This window comes from Pseudoduganella sp. UC29_106 (assembly GCF_044055365.1).
Lineage (GTDB): Bacteria > Pseudomonadota > Gammaproteobacteria > Burkholderiales > Burkholderiaceae_D > Rugamonas.
Genome location: NZ_CP171977.1, coordinates 1,920,741 through 1,935,085, shown reverse-complemented (window position 1 = coordinate 1,935,085; position 14,345 = coordinate 1,920,741). Strand labels below are relative to the sequence as shown.

The window sequence follows — 14,345 nt, the reverse complement described above, 5'->3', positions numbered from 1 at the left end:
ATTATAGGCTATAAACCTAACTGCTGCCAAATATCGTCCACCCGTGCTTTCACTTCGGGCGTCATGGTGATGGTCGTGCCCCATTCGCGGCTGGTTTCCCCCGGCCATTTATTGGTCGCGTCGATGCCCATCTTGCTGCCCAGGCCACTCACCGGCGAGGCGAAGTCCAGGTAATCGATGGGGGTGTTGTCGACCAGCGTGGTATCGCGGGTCGGATCGACACGGGTGGTGATGGCCCAGATCACTTCCTTCCAGTCGCGGATGTTCACGTCTTCGTCCACCACCACGATGAACTTGGTATACATAAACTGGCGCAGGAAGCTCCACACGCCGAACATCACGCGCTTGGCGTGGCCCGCGTACTGCTTGCGCATTTGCACCACGGCCATGCGGTAGCTGCAGCCTTCCGGCGGCAGGTAGAAGTCCGTGATTTCGGTGAACTGCTTTTGCAGCAGCGGCACGAAGACTTCGTTCAGTGCCAGGCCCAGCACCGCCGGCTCATCGGGCGGTTTGCCGGTGTAGGTGGAGTGATATATAGGATCGCGGCGCATCGTGATGCGGTCGATCGTGAAGACGGGGAACCAGTCCTGCTCATTGTAATAGCCGGTATGGTCGCCGTATGGACCTTCCAGCGCATGCTCGTAGCCGGAGGGATGGTTCTGGTCCGGATAGATATGCCCTTCCAGCACGATCTCGGCGGACGCCGGCACGCGCAGCTCGCTGCCGATCGCCTTTACTAATTCAGTACGGCTGCCGCGCAGCAGGCCGGCAAACTGATATTCAGACAGGGTATCCGGCACCGGCGTGACGGCGCCAAGGATGGTAGCCGGGTCCGCGCCCAGCGCCACGCACACCGGATAAGGCTGGCCGGGGTTGCGGATGCAGTGCTCGCGGAAGTCCAGCGCGCCGCCGCGGTGGGCCAGCCAGCGCATGATCACTTTATCAGGACCCAGCACCTGCTGGCGGTAGATGCCCAGGTTCTGGCGCTTCTTGTTCGGGCCCTTGGTAATGACCAGGCCCCATGTAATAAGAGGCGCCACGTCGCCGGGCCAGCAATGCTGGATGGGCAGGCGGCCCAGGTCCACGTCATTCCCTTCCCACACGATTTCCTGGCAGGGCGCGCCGCGCAGCTCTTTCGGCGACATATCCCAGACGGCCTTGACCAGGGAACCCATGCCCATCAGATCCTTGAAACCCTTGGGCGGCTCCGGTTCCTTCAACTGCGCCAATACGTGCCCGATCTTGCGCAATTCGCTCACATCGTCGGCGCCCATGCCGAGCGCGACCCGGCGCGGGGTGCCGAACAAATTGCCGAGCACGGGAATGTCAAAACCGGCTGGTTTTTCGAACAAAATTGCGGGTCCGGCCGCGCGGAGGGTGCGATCGCACACTTCCGTCATTTCAAGGTGTGGCGAAACTGGCACAGAAATGCGCTTCAGCTCATCTTTTGCTTGCAATTGGGAAAGAAAATCACGCAGATCGGTGTACTTCATATTTTTTTACGATTTTTTTGCACCCAACACGCTAGCTGAGCACTTTTGAACAAGTGGTTGATTTTATTGGTTTTTGCCAACTGACACATGGAAAAATCATACTCAAAAGTAATAAGAAACGTTCGCGTTAGTATTGACGGCGTATAATGCGGCTTCTACAATTTGACCTACTTGATGAGGATATGGCTACTTCGCCAACATAAATTGTCCTCATTACATTTCACGGAGTCCGGGCTCCACATGACATTTTAAGGAGTGTTTTTCGCAAGGCGTCTGCCTTCCCTCCCGGAGAAAAGTTGTATTGCAACTGGTCCCCATAGATCGACCAGCTCAAGCAAACAATGATGGCGTCAACCAGCGGCACGCACAGTGCGCCGGCTGACGAAGATAACACTGATGTAACGACATTGGCACGTCGAAGACTGCGATCGCACGCAGCGGGTACGCTTTTGACTTACATTTCAGGGGAGTTCTATGAACAATCGACTGACTGGGCTGGCTTCTGCCGCCCGCACCCTGGCCAGCCAGCCAGCGGCGCTCCTGTCTGCGTCACGCATTTCGGCTCGTGGCCTGCTGGCCACCGCTCATCACACGATGAGCATCTTTGGTATCACCGCGCTGGTCATGATCGGCGTACTGTATTTCCGCCCTGACCTGGCTGTCTCGCTGAGCAAGACCCTGGTCGGTGAAACCGTGCAGGAAACGCCCATTGTGAGCGTGCCGCCGCTGTCCGAACTGATGGAAGCACCGGCCGTAGCCAAAACGGCTGCTGTGGCTGCTCCTGAGGCCACCCCGACGTCCGACGAAAAGGCGTTGATGGGCACCAGGAAACAGCAGGAATTCGTCACCAGCTGGCTTTCCAAGCGCTACCGCGTGGCCGGCGACGCCACCAATATGCTGGTTTCCACCGCCTACCTGACGGCGCGTGAAATCAAGCTGGACCCGCTGCTGATCCTGGCCGTGATGGCCATCGAATCGGGCCTGAATCCGTTTGCCGAGTCGCCGATGGGCGCACAGGGGCTGATGCAGGTGATGTCCAAGGTCCACACCGAGAAGTTCCAGGACATGGGCGGCGTGCAGGCTGCGCTGAACCCGGTAGCCAATATCCGCGTCGGCGCGCTGATCCTGAAGGATTACGTCGCCAAGGGCGGCTCCGTGGAAGCGGGCCTGAAATCCTACGTCGGCGCAGGCGCCTTCGAAACGGACGATGGTTACGGCTCTCGCGTGATGGCTGAGTACAACCGCCTGAAGCAGGTCTCCGCCGGCAAGAAAGTCCCGACGATCACCCCAGTGCTCGCCGCGGCCGCCCCTGTCGCCAAGCAGCAGGCAACCGCCGTTGCCAGCAACGACAAGGTCAAAGTCACCCCCGAGCAGCTCGCCGGCCTCTGATCCTCCCTACGGACGTAAAAAAAGCCACCTCGCTGAACTGAACCCCGAAAGTTGGACACCAACTTCCGGGTTTTTTTCATTGGCGAAGCACACAACACAATTCAAGCTGGAAGTTGTCCAGCAATACCTGGCAGGCTTCATTGGCTTCAAATCACTTGGGAAGCAGCACGGCGTCAATCATGCTCACGTTAAGCGTTGGGTGGGCTTGTTCAAAATGCATGGTGTCGCGGGGTTGGAGAGGAAACATACGTCATTCAGCCCGCATCAGAAGGTCGCGATTTTGCAGCATATGTGGGACAACGAGCTGTCATTTGAGCAAGCCGCTGCCACGTTCAACATTCGTAGTCCTGGCAGCCTCTCCAGCTGGGAGCGCTGCTATCATAGTGGCGGTATAGATGCCTTAACGCCGCGCCAGCGTGGCCGCCCCAGAAAATGCCAGACCCACTCCCTCCTCAGGACCAACCTCCAGTTGATGATGAATCTCGAACCCGCGAAGAACTGCTCGCGGAAGTGAATCAACTGCGCATGGAGAACGCGTACCTAAAAAAGTTGAAAGCCTTAGTTCAGGAACAGCAGATGCAGCGGGCAACTGCGCGCAAAAAGCGCAAGTAGTGCATGAACTAAGGCAGCACTTTCCCCTCGCAGGCTTGCTCAAGGTCGCTGGCTTGGCACGCAGTACGTTTTACTATCAGCAGAAGCGCGCTCAGGTGGAGGACAAGCATCAGGCGTTGAAGCGGCAGATTCGATCCATTTTCGCCAGCCACAAGGGGCGCTATGGCTATCGGCGCATCACACTGGCCATCCGAAATTCTGGCCAGACGATCAACCACAAGACCGTGCAACGTCAGATGACGCTGCTGGGCCTCAAGTCGTTGGTGCGTCCCAAGAAATACCGATCGTATAAAGGAGAAGTGGGGCATGCTGCTGCCAACGTGCTGCAGCGGCAGTTCGAAGCGAAGGCGCCAAAACAGAAATTGGTGACGGATGTGACGGAGTTTAACGTCGCGGGAGATAAGCTTTACCTGTCGCCGGTCATGGACCTGTACAACGGAGAAATCATCGCTTACGAGACGGCCACGCGCCCAGTGTATGAACTGGTGGGCTCCATGCTCAAGAAGGCATTGGCCAAGCTCAAAGCCAGCGACAAACCTCTGCTGCACACAGACCAGGGGTGGCAATATCGCATGCCCGCATATCAACGTGCATTACGCTGCAAGGGGGTACAACAAAGTATGTCACGCAAAGGGAATTGCCTTGATAACGCCGCGATGGAGAGCTTCTTTGCCATACTGAAGTCGGAATTCTTCCACCTCAACAAATTCAGCAGCGTCGAGGAACTGAAGGAAGGACTCAAGAAATACATCCACTACTATAATCACGACCGCATCAAACTGAAACTAAAAGGGCTGAGCCCTGTGCAATACAGGACTCAGCCCTCGGCAGCCTAACAAACTAAATCGTCCAACTATTTGGGGTCAGTTCATCGCGGTGGCTTTTTTGCTTTTGGGGGTCAGGCACTAAATGTTACATGAGCTCGCTTTGCAAGCGAGCTCATGTAACATTTAGTGCCTGACCCCCGAAAAAGGATTTAGCGCTTCTTGTCGGCGGCGACTTCGTCGGCGCGGAGTTGGGCGGCGAGCTTGTCGAGGACGCCGTTGACGTACTTGTGGCCGTCAATGCCGCCGAAGGATTTGGTCAGTTCCACGGCTTCGTTGATCACCACGCGGTACGGGATTTCAAGCTGGTTCTTCAGCTCGTAAGCGCCCAGCAGCAGCACGGCGTGCTCGATCGGCGACAGCTCGCCCACGCCGCGGTCCACCAGCGGTGTAAACGATTCACGCAGTTCGACGGATTGCGCAATCGTGCCGCGCAGCAGGTCGGAGAAATATTCGCCGTCCGCTTTGTCGAAGCCGTGGGCGCCGCGGATATTGGCGAGCACCTTGTTCGATTCTTCATTGTTCAGCAGCCATTGGTACAGGCCCTGCAGCGCGAACTCGCGCGCGCGGTGGCGCGGCGTGCGGTTCTTGCTCGGGTTGGCATGCACGGATTTATCAGTCATCTTTTAAAGCTTTCTACGGTAATTATTCGTCGTCGCCTGCATCCTGGTGCAGTTCTTCCAGTGCGATCGACAGGTTGGCCATCTCGACAGCCACGCGCGCCGCGTCGGCGCCCTTCACGGCCATGCGCACTTCAGCCTGCTCGTCGTTCTCGGTAGTCAGCACGGCGTTGGCGATAGGAATCGAATAGTCCAGGCCCACGCGGGTAATAGCGGCGCCCGATTCGTTCGACACCAGCTCGAAGTGGTAGGTTTCGCCGCGAATCACGGCGCCCAGCGCGATCAGCGCGTCGAACTGGTTGGACTCGGCCATCTTTTGCAGCACCAGCGCGATTTCCAGCGCGCCCGGCACGGTCACATGCAGCACGTCTTCATCGGCAACGCCCAGGTGCTTGAGCTCCTGCAGGCAGGCCGACAGCAGGCCGTGGCACACATCTTCGTTGAAACGGGCTTGCACGATGCCGATGCGCAGGCCTTCGCCGGACAGGTTGGTTTCGTAGCTACCAATGGTCATGGTGGTCCTCTTGTTCAGTTGGGTTAAACCGCGCTCAGGCGGCAGGCTTGGCCATGTAGCCGGTCACTTCCAGGTTGAAGCCCGTCATCGACGGCATCTTGCGCGGGCTGGCCAGCAGCTTCATCTTGCAAACGCCGACCGCACGCAGGATCTGTGCGCCGATACCGTAGCTGCGCAGGTCCATCGTAGCAGCACGGCCGGTCGGACGCTGGTCCTTTTGCAGCGCTTCCAGCTGGCCGAACAGCTGTTCCGCCGTTTCGCCGCAGTTCAGCAACACCATCACGCCCGACTCCGCCTCCTTGATCGCCTTCAGCGAGGACGACACGTTCCAGGAGTGGGTGGTGGCTTCGGTTTCCAGCAGGTCGAGGATGGACACCGGCTGGTGCACGCGCACCAGCGCTTCCACGCCCGGTTTCGGATCGCCGTGCACCAGGGCCAGGTGGGCCGCGCCGCTCGGCGTGTCGCGGAAGGCGATCATGCGGAAATCGCCGAAGGCGGTGCGCAGCGGGCGCTCGGCCACGCGCTCCACCATGCATTCATTCTGGCTGCGGTAGTGGATCAGGTCGGCAATCGTGCCGATCTTCAGGTTGTGCTCCTGGGCGAAATCCAGCAGGTCCGGCAGGCGCGCCATGGTGCCGTCGTCCTTGACGATTTCGCAGATCACGGAAGCCGGCGTCAGGCCCGCCATCGCGGTCAGGTCGCAGCCTGCCTCGGTATGGCCGGCGCGCATCAGCACGCCACCCTTGACCGCGCGCAGCGGGAAGATGTGGCCGGGCTGGACGATGTCCGACGGCTTGGCATTCTTCGCTGCCGCCACCTGGATGGTCTTGGCGCGGTCGGCCGCCGAAATGCCGGTGGTCACGCCCTCGGCCGCTTCGATCGACACCGTGAAGTTGGTGCCGAAGGAGGTGCCGTTGCGGCTGGTCATCATGCTCAGGTCGAGCTGGTCGCAACGTTCTTCGGTCAGCGTCAGGCAGACCAGGCCGCGTGCGTGCTTGATCATGAAGTTGATGGCTTCCGGCGTCACGAAGTCGGCTGCAAGCACGAGGTCGCCTTCGTTCTCGCGGTCTTCCTCATCGACCAGGATCACCATCCGGCCGGCGCGCAGTTCGGCGACGATTTCTTCGGTGCTGGAAATAGACATGTTCAGTATCCCTAGGTTTCTTGTTAACCCGTTATTTTAAAGGATTTGGCGCCGGCCGGCCGAGCCTCTGCCTCTGGCGCAATAAAGATTGTCAAATACAGCAATTCACCAAGAAACAAATTGGCGTGCGCGGCAACGAGGATTTATGATCAGCCAACACCAGACAGCCGTGCGCCCGCAGGGAAGGCGCCGGAGTAGCATCAGCCATCACCCGGGGGAACTTAGCGCACTATGGCAACCATCCTGATCGTCGATGACCGCGCCAGCAACCGGGATTATCTGCTGACGCTTCTCAGTTTCACCGAGCACACCCTGCTGCAGGCCAATGATGGGGCCCAGGCCCTGCAACTGGCAATGAAGCACCGTCCCGATCTGGTGGTCACCGATATCCTGATGCCCACCATGGACGGCTACGAGTTCGTACAGCGCCTGCGCGCCACGGCGGAGCTGTGCTCCACCCCCGTGATCTTTTTCAGCGCCACCTACTCCGTGGCCGAAATGCGCGCCATGGCCCTGAGCGCCGGTGTGCGCACGGTGCTGCCCAAGCCGTCCGACCCGCAGGCCATCCTGGACGCGGTGGCCTTCGAACTGGGCGAACAGCAGCCGGCCAATGCGCCCCCGCCCGCCGCTCTGCCGCGCGACATCGGGCGCACCGGGCCACGCAGCGCGCTGGAACGCATGGCGGCGCTGCACCAGCTGAGCCTGCGCCTGCAGGGCGAGCGTGACAGCACATCGATGGCGCGCCTGTTCTGCGAAGCGGCGGCCGATATCATGGAGGCGGAGATCGCCGCCCTGTGCCTGCTCGATCCCGTCACCGACAACGCCCACCTGGTGCAGGCGCACGGCGTGCCCGCGGTGGTTCTGCAAACGGCCATCCTGACGCAGCCCGGCTTCCCTACCAGCCTGCTGCATGAACCGGGGCCGCTGAACCAGGGCGGCGACGGCGGCACGCCACCCGTTATGCCGCCCGGCCATCCGCCGGTGCGTAATCTGCTTGGATTGCCGGTACGCGACGCGGTGCATTTGTACGGCTGGCTGTATGTGGCCAATCGCAGCGAGGGCTCGCGCTTCACGGCGGAGGACAGCCAGATCGTGCAGATGCTGTCCGCCCAGCTCGCGGTAGCCTATGAAAACAGTTCGCTGTACGCCACCGTGCAGCGCCACGCGGCCCAGCTGCAACTGGAAGCGACCGCGCGCCGCCTGGCGGACGTAGCCCTGCGCGCCAACGAAGCGCGCTTCCGCGCCATGACCCAGTCGGCGCCGGACGCCATCATTGGTCTCGACGTCAACCAGCGCGTGCTGCACTTTAACAGCGCGGCCGAATACATGTTCGGCTACACCGAGCAGGAAATGCTGGGCCGCGAAGTGACCGTGCTGATCTCCGAACGCTCGCGCGCCGAACATCAGCATCGGGTCGAGCGCTACCGGCAAACGCAGCAGCGCCTGTATAGCGGCCGCATCGTGGAGGTGTTCTGCCTGAAGCGCAGCGGCGAAGAATTCTGCGCCGAACTGGCGCTGTCGATGGCGAATGTGGAAGGCGAGCAGCTGTTCACCGCCATCCTGCGCGACACCACCGCGCGGCGAGCGCTGGAGGACCGCCTGCGCCTGTCCGCCCAGGTGTTCGACAATACGCAGGAATGCATCATGATCACCGATGCGGATGCAAAAATCATCGCCGTCAATCCCGCCTTCGAACAGATCACGGGCTACAGCGAGCAGGAGGTGCTGGGACAGAATCCGCGCATGCTGCGCTCGGGCCGGCACGACGCGGAATTCTACAAGGAGATCTGGGACAGCCTGGCGCGCGATGGCCAGTGGCGCGGCGAGATCTGGAATCGCCGCAAGAATGGCCAGGTCTACCCCAAGCGCATGAGCATTTCAACCGTGCGGGATTCAAGGAACCAGGTCAGCGCCTATGTTTCCGTCTCGACCGACCTGAGCGACCTGAAAGAAGCGCACCATCAGCTGGACTTCCTCAGCACCCATGACGCCCTCACCCTGCTCCCCAACCGCAACCTGCTCAATGACCGCCTGCAGCTGGCCATGAGCACGGCGGAGCACGGCAGCGAGCTGGTAACGCTGCTGCTGTTTAATATCGACCGCCTGCAGCGCATCAATGATGCCTTTGGCCGCCAGGCGGGCGACCGGCTGCTGCAGCGGCTCGCGCAGCGCATGAATCTGCTGGTGGGACCGGGCGATACGCTGGCCCATCTGGGATCGGACGAATTCGCCCTCGTGCTCACGCGCTGCAAGGGTATCGACGATGTGATCGTTGTCGCCCGGCGCCTGCTGGAGCAGGTATCGCAACCGGTGCAGCTGGATGGGCACGACGCGATCGTCACCGCCAGCATCGGCATCAGCCTTTATCCGCGCGACGGCGCCACGCCTGGCGCCCTGCTGGTGGGCGCGGACGTAGCGCTGGCGCGTGCCAAGGAAAGTGGCCGCAGCAGTTTCCGCTTCTTCACGGCGGAGATGAACACGCACGCGCTGCGCTGGGTGGGCATGGAAAACCAGCTGCGGCGCGCGCTCGAGCGCAATGAGCTGGAGCTGCATTACCAGCCGCAGGTGTCGCTGGCCGATGGGCGCATGAATGGCATGGAGGCGCTGCTGCGCTGGAACAGCGCGGAACTGGGCGCCGTGTCGCCCGCCGACTTCATTCCGCTGGCCGAGGATACCGGACTCATTCTCTCGATTGGCAACTGGGTCATCGAGCAGGCCTGCCGGCAGAACAAGGCCTGGCAGCATGCGGGACTGGCGCCGCACCGCGTGGCCGTGAATGTGTCGGCACGCCAGTTCGCTGCGGGCGACCTGCCGGACGTGGTGCGCGCAGCCCTGCAGGCCAGTGGCCTGGACGCTCGCTTCCTTGAGCTGGAGCTGACCGAAAGCGTGATGATGCAAGACAGCGACTACACCCAGGCGCAGCTGGCCGAGCTGGCCGGCATCGGCGTCTCGATTGCACTGGACGATTTCGGCACCGGCTATTCCTCGCTGAGCTACCTGTCCCGCTTCGCGCTGGACAAGCTCAAGATCGACCAGGCCTTCGTGCGCGACATCACGAGCGAACCGCGCAGCGCCGCCATCGCCCAGGCCACCATCGCGCTGGCCCATGGCCTGAAGCTGACCGTGGTGGCCGAGGGTGTGGAAACCCAGGGCCAGCTGAATTTCCTGCGCAGCATAGGCTGCGACAAGATCCAGGGCTACCTGTTCAGCCGTCCCCTGCCTGCGGACGGGCTGGCCGCGCTGCTGCGCGAACAGCGCACTCTGCAGCAGGACAACCTGGCCCTGCTGCCCAACCGCACCCTGCTGCTGCTGGACGATGAACAGAACGTGCTCTATTCGCTGGTACGACTGTTCCGGCGCGAGGGCTACCGCATCCTGGTCGCCGACAATGCGCGCGAAGCGCTGGAACTGCTGGCGGCCAACGACGTGCAAGTCGTGATGGCCGACCAGCGCATGCCCGAGATCAGCGGCACCGAATTCCTGGCGCGGGCGCGCGAGTTGTATCCGAAAACGGTGCGCATTGTCCTCTCCGGCTTCGCCGACCTGGAAACGGTCACGGACGCCATCAACCGCGGCGCCGTCTGGCGCTTCCTCAGCAAGCCCTGGGACGACGAAGAACTCAAAGCTGTCATCCGCGCCGCCTTTGACGAAGCCGACCTCCAGCGCCATCCCCCCGCCGAACGCCGCACCGGCTAACCTCGGGGTCAGATCTGACCCCAAAATTTTGCTTGACTTATTAATTGTGAGCGCTATGATTGAGTCATATTGATTGCACTCGCAATTTAAAACCTCAAGGAGCTGTAAAAATGAAAATCAAGGATTCCGTCGTTCTGGTCACTGGCGCTAACCGTGGTCTGGGCCTGGCCCTGGCGAAAGCCGCTTTGGCTGCAGGCGCGAAAAAGGTTTATGGCGCGGCGCGCGATGCGTCGGCCGTGACCCTGCCGGGCGTGACGCCGGTGCAGCTGGACGTGACCAATCCGGCCAGCGTGGCCGCCCTGGCGCGCGATCTCGGAGACGTGAGCATCCTGGTCAACAATGCCGGCATTGCAACCGGCAGCCCGGTCGTCGGCGAAGGCAGCATCGACAAGCTGCGCGCGGAATTCGAGACCAACGTAGTCGGTCCGATGGCGCTGAGCAATGCCTTCGCGCCGATCCTGAAGCAGAATGGCGGCGGCGCGATCATCAATATCCTGTCGGCCCTGAGCTGGATCAGCCTCCCTTCCACCGGCACTTACAGCACGTCGAAGGCCGCTGCCTGGGCCGTGACCAATGGCCTGCGCGGCGAACTGGCGGCGCAGAACACGCGCGTGGTCGGCGCCCACATGGGTTATATGGATACCGACATGACCGCCGGTATCGATGCGCCGAAAGCCAGGCCGGAAGACGTGGCCCGCATCATCTTCGAAGGCCTGGAAGCCGGTGAAGATGAAGTGCTGGCGGACGATATCGCCCGCCAGGTCCGCATGGGCCTGCGCGCCGAGCGTGGTGCATACTTGGGGGCGCCGCGCAGCTGAAGCTTAAGCTGAGTACACCATCATCCGGAGAGTCCCATGCCCTATCTTCAACTCGATGTGAACGGCCATTACCCGGCCGAGACCAAGAAGCTGCTCGCAGCGAAGATGAGCGAGACTTATGCCCGGATGATGACTGTCGATATCCGCCGCATCAGCGTGGCCATTCGCGAACTGGGCGAGGGCGGCGTGTGGCGGATCACGGAGGAAGGCGGCGAGCCGGAGCCGGTGTCCCTGATGATGCTGGACATCCGCAAAGGCCGGCCGCCCGAACTGCGCATGGCCGTGGCGCAGGCTCTGTGCGCGCATTGCGTCGAGATCCTGGGCCTGCGCGAAGACCGTCTCAACGTCGAATTCACCCAGCACACGGGCGACGAGATGTACCACCCCACGCTGGGCGGCTACAGCCCGGACTGGACGCCGGACGAGCAATAGCACCAGTCAGTCGGCCTTTTCGCGGGCGGCGTCGCGCAGGTGGAGGCGCAGATAGTCCGCCGCCTCTTCCCGTTTCCCGCTCAGCAGCAGTTCGATCAACCGCACGTGCTCGCGGCAGCGCCGTGCGGACGCTACACGGTCCACATCCTTCTTGTATTCCATCAGCCGCCGCAGCCGGTTCACCCGCCGCAGCGCGTCGACGATGAACGCGTTGCCGGAAAATCCGGCAATCACTTCATGCAATCGCGAGTTGGCATCGAAGATATGCGCCGGCGACGCCGTTTCGATGCCGCCGTCGAGCAGCGCCTGTTGCTCCTGCAGGCAGCGCCGCAATTCCTTCTCGTTCAGCCGGTAGCCCGGCTCCAGCAGGGCCGCCGGTTCCAGCACGATGCGCAGGCGGTAGCCCTGGTTGTAGGCCTCGCTGGACGACAGCGTCGGCAGGAAGGCCCAGCCATGCCCCATCAGCCGTTCCGCCCAGCCCTCCTGCGCCATGCGGCGCAGGATGTTGTTGAGCACCGCACGAGTGACGCCATAGCGGCGCATCATCTGGTTTTCCGTGAAGCGCTCCGGCAGCTCGCCCGCCAGGCGGTCCTGTGCGATCCGCAGGTAAATCTCTTCCTCGCGTGAAGCGCCCTCTTCTTCCGATGGCGTCTCCGGTGGCGTTTCGCCCACCACATAGCCGCCCTCCGGCTGCTTCAGCACGATCGCATTCTCTTCCAGCTTCTTCAGCGCTTCCCGCACGGGCGAGCGCGACACGCGGAACTGTTCCGCCAGTCCCCGTTCGGACAAGCGCGTCCCCGGCGCCAGCTGCCGCGCCACGATGTGTTCCTTGATGCTGACAACCAGCTGGTCCGCGACCTGGCTCGCCATAACTGCTCCGAAGTAATAACGGCTCAATGATAAGACAAAAAACCACCGATCAGCCAAGAAATGCGTTGACGTGGTATTTTGAACGTATAAAATACCACTCATTCAAAACCCGAAAAGATCCGCCATGATTGAATCCATCAACCCGGCCACCGGCGCCACATTGGCCGAATTCGACCAGCACACGCCCTCCCAGCTGAACGCCATCCTCGACCGCGCCGCCGCCGCGCAAGCTGAGTGGGCCCTGCGTCCCCTCGCCGAACGTTCCCGCATGCTGCGCGAAGCGGCCCGCGTGCTGCGCATCCGCAAAGCCGAATACGCCCGCCTGATCACGCTGGAAATGGGCAAACCCGTGGCCGAAGCTACGGCCGAAATCGAGAAATGCGCGTGGACCTGCGAGTTCTACGCCGAATCCGCGCCGCGCTACCTTGGCGACATGACCGTGGAAAGCAATGCTTCCGACAGCAAGGTGGTATTCGATCCGCTCGGCGTGGTGCTGGCCGTGATGCCCTGGAATTACCCCTTCTGGCAGTTCATCCGCTTTGCCGCTCCCGCCCTGGCGGCCGGCAATGGCGCGGTGCTCAAGCACGCCAACAATGTGCCGCAGTGCGCGCTCGCGCTGGAAAGTGCCTTCCAGGAGGCTGGCTTCCCATCCGGTCTGGTGAACACTGTGCTGATCGATTCCAGCCGCGTGGCCGGCCTGATCGACGATCCGCGCATTGCCGCCGTCACGCTGACCGGCTCCACGGAGGTCGGCAAAAAGGTGGCGGCGCAGGCGGGCCGCGCACTGAAGAAGCAGGTGCTGGAACTGGGCGGCTCCGATCCCTTCATCGTGCTGGCCGATGCCGATATCGAACAGGCCGCGCTGACGGCCGTACGCGCGCGCTACCAGAATGCGGGACAGAGCTGCATATCCTCCAAGCGCTTCCTGGTAGAGCAATCGGTGGCGGACCGCTTCGTGGCGCACTTCGAAAGGCTGGCGCAAGCCATCGTCACCGGCGACCCGCTGGCCGAAGGCGTGACAATGGGCCCGATGGCGCGCAGCAATCTGCGCGCAGACCTGCATAGCCAGGTCGAACGCACGGTGGCCGCTGGCGCCCGGCTGCGCCTGGGCGGCAAGATGCCGACTGGCCCCGGCGCCTTCTATCCCCCCACCCTGCTCGACCACGTCACGCCGGACATGCCGGCCGCACGCGAGGAAACCTTCGGCCCGGTGGCTGCCATCATCCGGGTAAAGGATGCGGACGAAGCGGTGCGCCTTGCGAATGCCACCGAATTCGGCCTCGGCGCCGCCCTGTGGACCGCCGACCTCGATCGCGCCCGCGTGCTGGTGCGGCGCATCGAAGCGGGCGCGGTCTTCGTCAACGGCATGGTCGCCTCGGACGCACGCCTGCCTTTCGGCGGCATCAAACAGTCGGGCTATGGCCGCGAGCTGGGCGCCTTTGGCGCGCGCGAGTTCACAAATGTGAAAACCGTCTGGATCGGCCCTGCCGTATAAAGGAACCCTGCATGTCCATACTCAGAACACCTTCCAACGCCGCGCTGCTGCGGCCATCGAACCTGCCTGCCTTTGACCGCGGCGGCGGCGCGCGCACCACTCCGCTGGTCGCACCCTCGCTGGGTGCCGGCAGTTTCATCACAGGCATTACGGAATTCGAGGCCGGCGTGGCGATTCCCTTCCACTGCCATAACTGCGAGGAGAGTGTGGTGCTGCTGGAAGGCGAAGCGGTGATGGATATCGACGGCCAGGAGCATCCGCTGCAGCCGCTCGACACCACCTACATTCCCGCTAACGTCATGCACCGCTTCCGCAACATCTCTTCGACGAAGCCGATGAAGATCCTGTGGATCTATGCGAACGCCAACGCAACGCGCTCCCTGCGCGACAGCGGCCAGACCAACCCAGTATCCCTTGAACATCACAAGAAAGCCTGAT

At 62.0% G+C, this 14,345-nt stretch carries 11 protein-coding genes and 1 pseudogene; 7 read left to right on the top strand and 5 right to left on the bottom strand.

The window, feature by feature from the left end; translation table 11 throughout:
* Positions 1-8: 8 nt before the first annotated feature.
* The gene (ubiD, locus tag ACHMW6_RS09955; protein ID WP_395406939.1) at positions 9-1,493 is read right to left on the bottom strand and encodes a 4-hydroxy-3-polyprenylbenzoate decarboxylase; all 1,485 of its coding nucleotides are present in this window, start codon (positions 1,491-1,493) and stop codon (positions 9-11) included.
* A gap of 474 nt (positions 1,494-1,967) precedes the next feature.
* On the opposite strand from ubiD, the gene ACHMW6_RS09950 reads away from it, so the two are divergent.
* Together ACHMW6_RS09950 and ACHMW6_RS09945 are read left to right on the top strand one after the other, a co-directional pair.
* On the top strand, positions 1,968-2,882 hold the full coding sequence (locus ACHMW6_RS09950) for a transglycosylase SLT domain-containing protein (RefSeq protein WP_395406938.1): 915 nt from the start codon (positions 1,968-1,970) through the stop codon (positions 2,880-2,882).
* Positions 2,883-2,961: 79 nt separating this feature from the next.
* Positions 2,962-4,330: pseudogene (locus ACHMW6_RS09945) on the top strand (IS3 family transposase).
* Between the two features lie 140 nt (positions 4,331-4,470).
* Here the strand turns inward: ACHMW6_RS09945 and nusB are convergent.
* Genes nusB through ribBA form a run of 3 tightly spaced genes read right to left on the bottom strand, consistent with a single transcriptional unit; the run spans position 4,471 to position 6,596 of the window.
* Positions 4,471-4,941 (bottom strand): transcription antitermination factor NusB, encoded by a 471-nt coding sequence (gene nusB / locus ACHMW6_RS09940; protein WP_395406937.1) that lies wholly within the window; start codon positions 4,939-4,941, stop codon positions 4,471-4,473.
* A 22-nt stretch (positions 4,942-4,963) separates the two neighbouring features.
* Positions 4,964-5,452 carry a 6,7-dimethyl-8-ribityllumazine synthase gene (gene ribH, locus ACHMW6_RS09935; protein ID WP_395406936.1) on the bottom strand — a complete coding sequence of 163 codons (489 nt, stop codon included), beginning with the start codon at positions 5,450-5,452 and terminating at the stop codon, positions 4,964-4,966.
* Between the two features lie 34 nt (positions 5,453-5,486).
* Entirely contained in the window at positions 5,487-6,596 is a 1,110-nt protein-coding gene (ribBA, locus tag ACHMW6_RS09930) for a bifunctional 3,4-dihydroxy-2-butanone-4-phosphate synthase/GTP cyclohydrolase II (protein WP_395406935.1), read from the bottom strand.
* Between the two features lie 231 nt (positions 6,597-6,827).
* On the opposite strand from ribBA, the gene ACHMW6_RS09925 reads away from it, so the two are divergent.
* From ACHMW6_RS09925 to ACHMW6_RS09915, 3 genes are all read left to right on the top strand, one after another.
* Positions 6,828-10,292 (top strand): EAL domain-containing protein, encoded by a 3,465-nt coding sequence (locus ACHMW6_RS09925; RefSeq protein WP_395406934.1) that lies wholly within the window; start codon positions 6,828-6,830, stop codon positions 10,290-10,292.
* Positions 10,293-10,402: 110 nt separating this feature from the next.
* The gene (locus ACHMW6_RS09920) at positions 10,403-11,110 is read left to right on the top strand and encodes an SDR family oxidoreductase (protein WP_395406933.1); all 708 of its coding nucleotides are present in this window, start codon (positions 10,403-10,405) and stop codon (positions 11,108-11,110) included.
* Positions 11,111-11,146: 36 nt separating this feature from the next.
* Entirely contained in the window at positions 11,147-11,542 is a 396-nt protein-coding gene (locus ACHMW6_RS09915; RefSeq protein WP_395406932.1) for a 4-oxalocrotonate tautomerase family protein, read from the top strand.
* A 6-nt stretch (positions 11,543-11,548) separates the two neighbouring features.
* On the opposite strand, the gene ACHMW6_RS09910 is transcribed toward ACHMW6_RS09915, so the two are convergent.
* Positions 11,549-12,412 carry a GntR family transcriptional regulator gene (locus tag ACHMW6_RS09910; RefSeq protein WP_395406931.1) on the bottom strand — a complete coding sequence of 288 codons (864 nt, stop codon included), beginning with the start codon at positions 12,410-12,412 and terminating at the stop codon, positions 11,549-11,551.
* A gap of 124 nt (positions 12,413-12,536) precedes the next feature.
* On the opposite strand from ACHMW6_RS09910, the gene ACHMW6_RS09905 reads away from it, so the two are divergent.
* Both ACHMW6_RS09905 and ACHMW6_RS09900 read left to right on the top strand, forming a co-directional pair.
* A complete protein-coding gene (locus ACHMW6_RS09905) occupies positions 12,537-13,907 on the top strand; it encodes an NAD-dependent succinate-semialdehyde dehydrogenase (protein WP_395406930.1) in 1,371 nt (456 codons plus the stop codon).
* 11 nt (positions 13,908-13,918) lie between these two features.
* The gene (locus ACHMW6_RS09900; RefSeq protein WP_395406929.1) at positions 13,919-14,344 is read left to right on the top strand and encodes a cupin domain-containing protein; all 426 of its coding nucleotides are present in this window, start codon (positions 13,919-13,921) and stop codon (positions 14,342-14,344) included.
* The last annotated feature ends 1 nt before the right edge of the window (position 14,345 follow it).

What these genes read in the sequence shown, in the direction of transcription:
- ACHMW6_RS09925 (WP_395406934.1), top strand. Translation starts at nt 6,828, where the DNA reads ATGGCAACCATCCTGATCGTCGATGACCGCGCCAGCAACCGGGATTAT.
- ribH (WP_395406936.1), bottom strand. Translation starts at nt 5,452, where the DNA reads ATGACCATTGGTAGCTACGAAACCAACCTGTCCGGCGAAGGCCTGCGC.
- nusB (WP_395406937.1), bottom strand. Translation starts at nt 4,941, where the DNA reads ATGACTGATAAATCCGTGCATGCCAACCCGAGCAAGAACCGCACGCCG.
- ACHMW6_RS09950 (WP_395406938.1), top strand. Translation starts at nt 1,968, where the DNA reads ATGAACAATCGACTGACTGGGCTGGCTTCTGCCGCCCGCACCCTGGCC.
- ACHMW6_RS09920 (WP_395406933.1), top strand. Translation starts at nt 10,403, where the DNA reads ATGAAAATCAAGGATTCCGTCGTTCTGGTCACTGGCGCTAACCGTGGT.
- ribBA (WP_395406935.1), bottom strand. Translation starts at nt 6,596, where the DNA reads ATGTCTATTTCCAGCACCGAAGAAATCGTCGCCGAACTGCGCGCCGGC.
- ACHMW6_RS09900 (WP_395406929.1), top strand. Translation starts at nt 13,919, where the DNA reads ATGTCCATACTCAGAACACCTTCCAACGCCGCGCTGCTGCGGCCATCG.
- ACHMW6_RS09905 (WP_395406930.1), top strand. Translation starts at nt 12,537, where the DNA reads ATGATTGAATCCATCAACCCGGCCACCGGCGCCACATTGGCCGAATTC.
- ACHMW6_RS09910 (WP_395406931.1), bottom strand. Translation starts at nt 12,412, where the DNA reads ATGGCGAGCCAGGTCGCGGACCAGCTGGTTGTCAGCATCAAGGAACAC.
- ACHMW6_RS09915 (WP_395406932.1), top strand. Translation starts at nt 11,147, where the DNA reads ATGCCCTATCTTCAACTCGATGTGAACGGCCATTACCCGGCCGAGACC.
- ubiD (WP_395406939.1), bottom strand. Translation starts at nt 1,493, where the DNA reads ATGAAGTACACCGATCTGCGTGATTTTCTTTCCCAATTGCAAGCAAAA.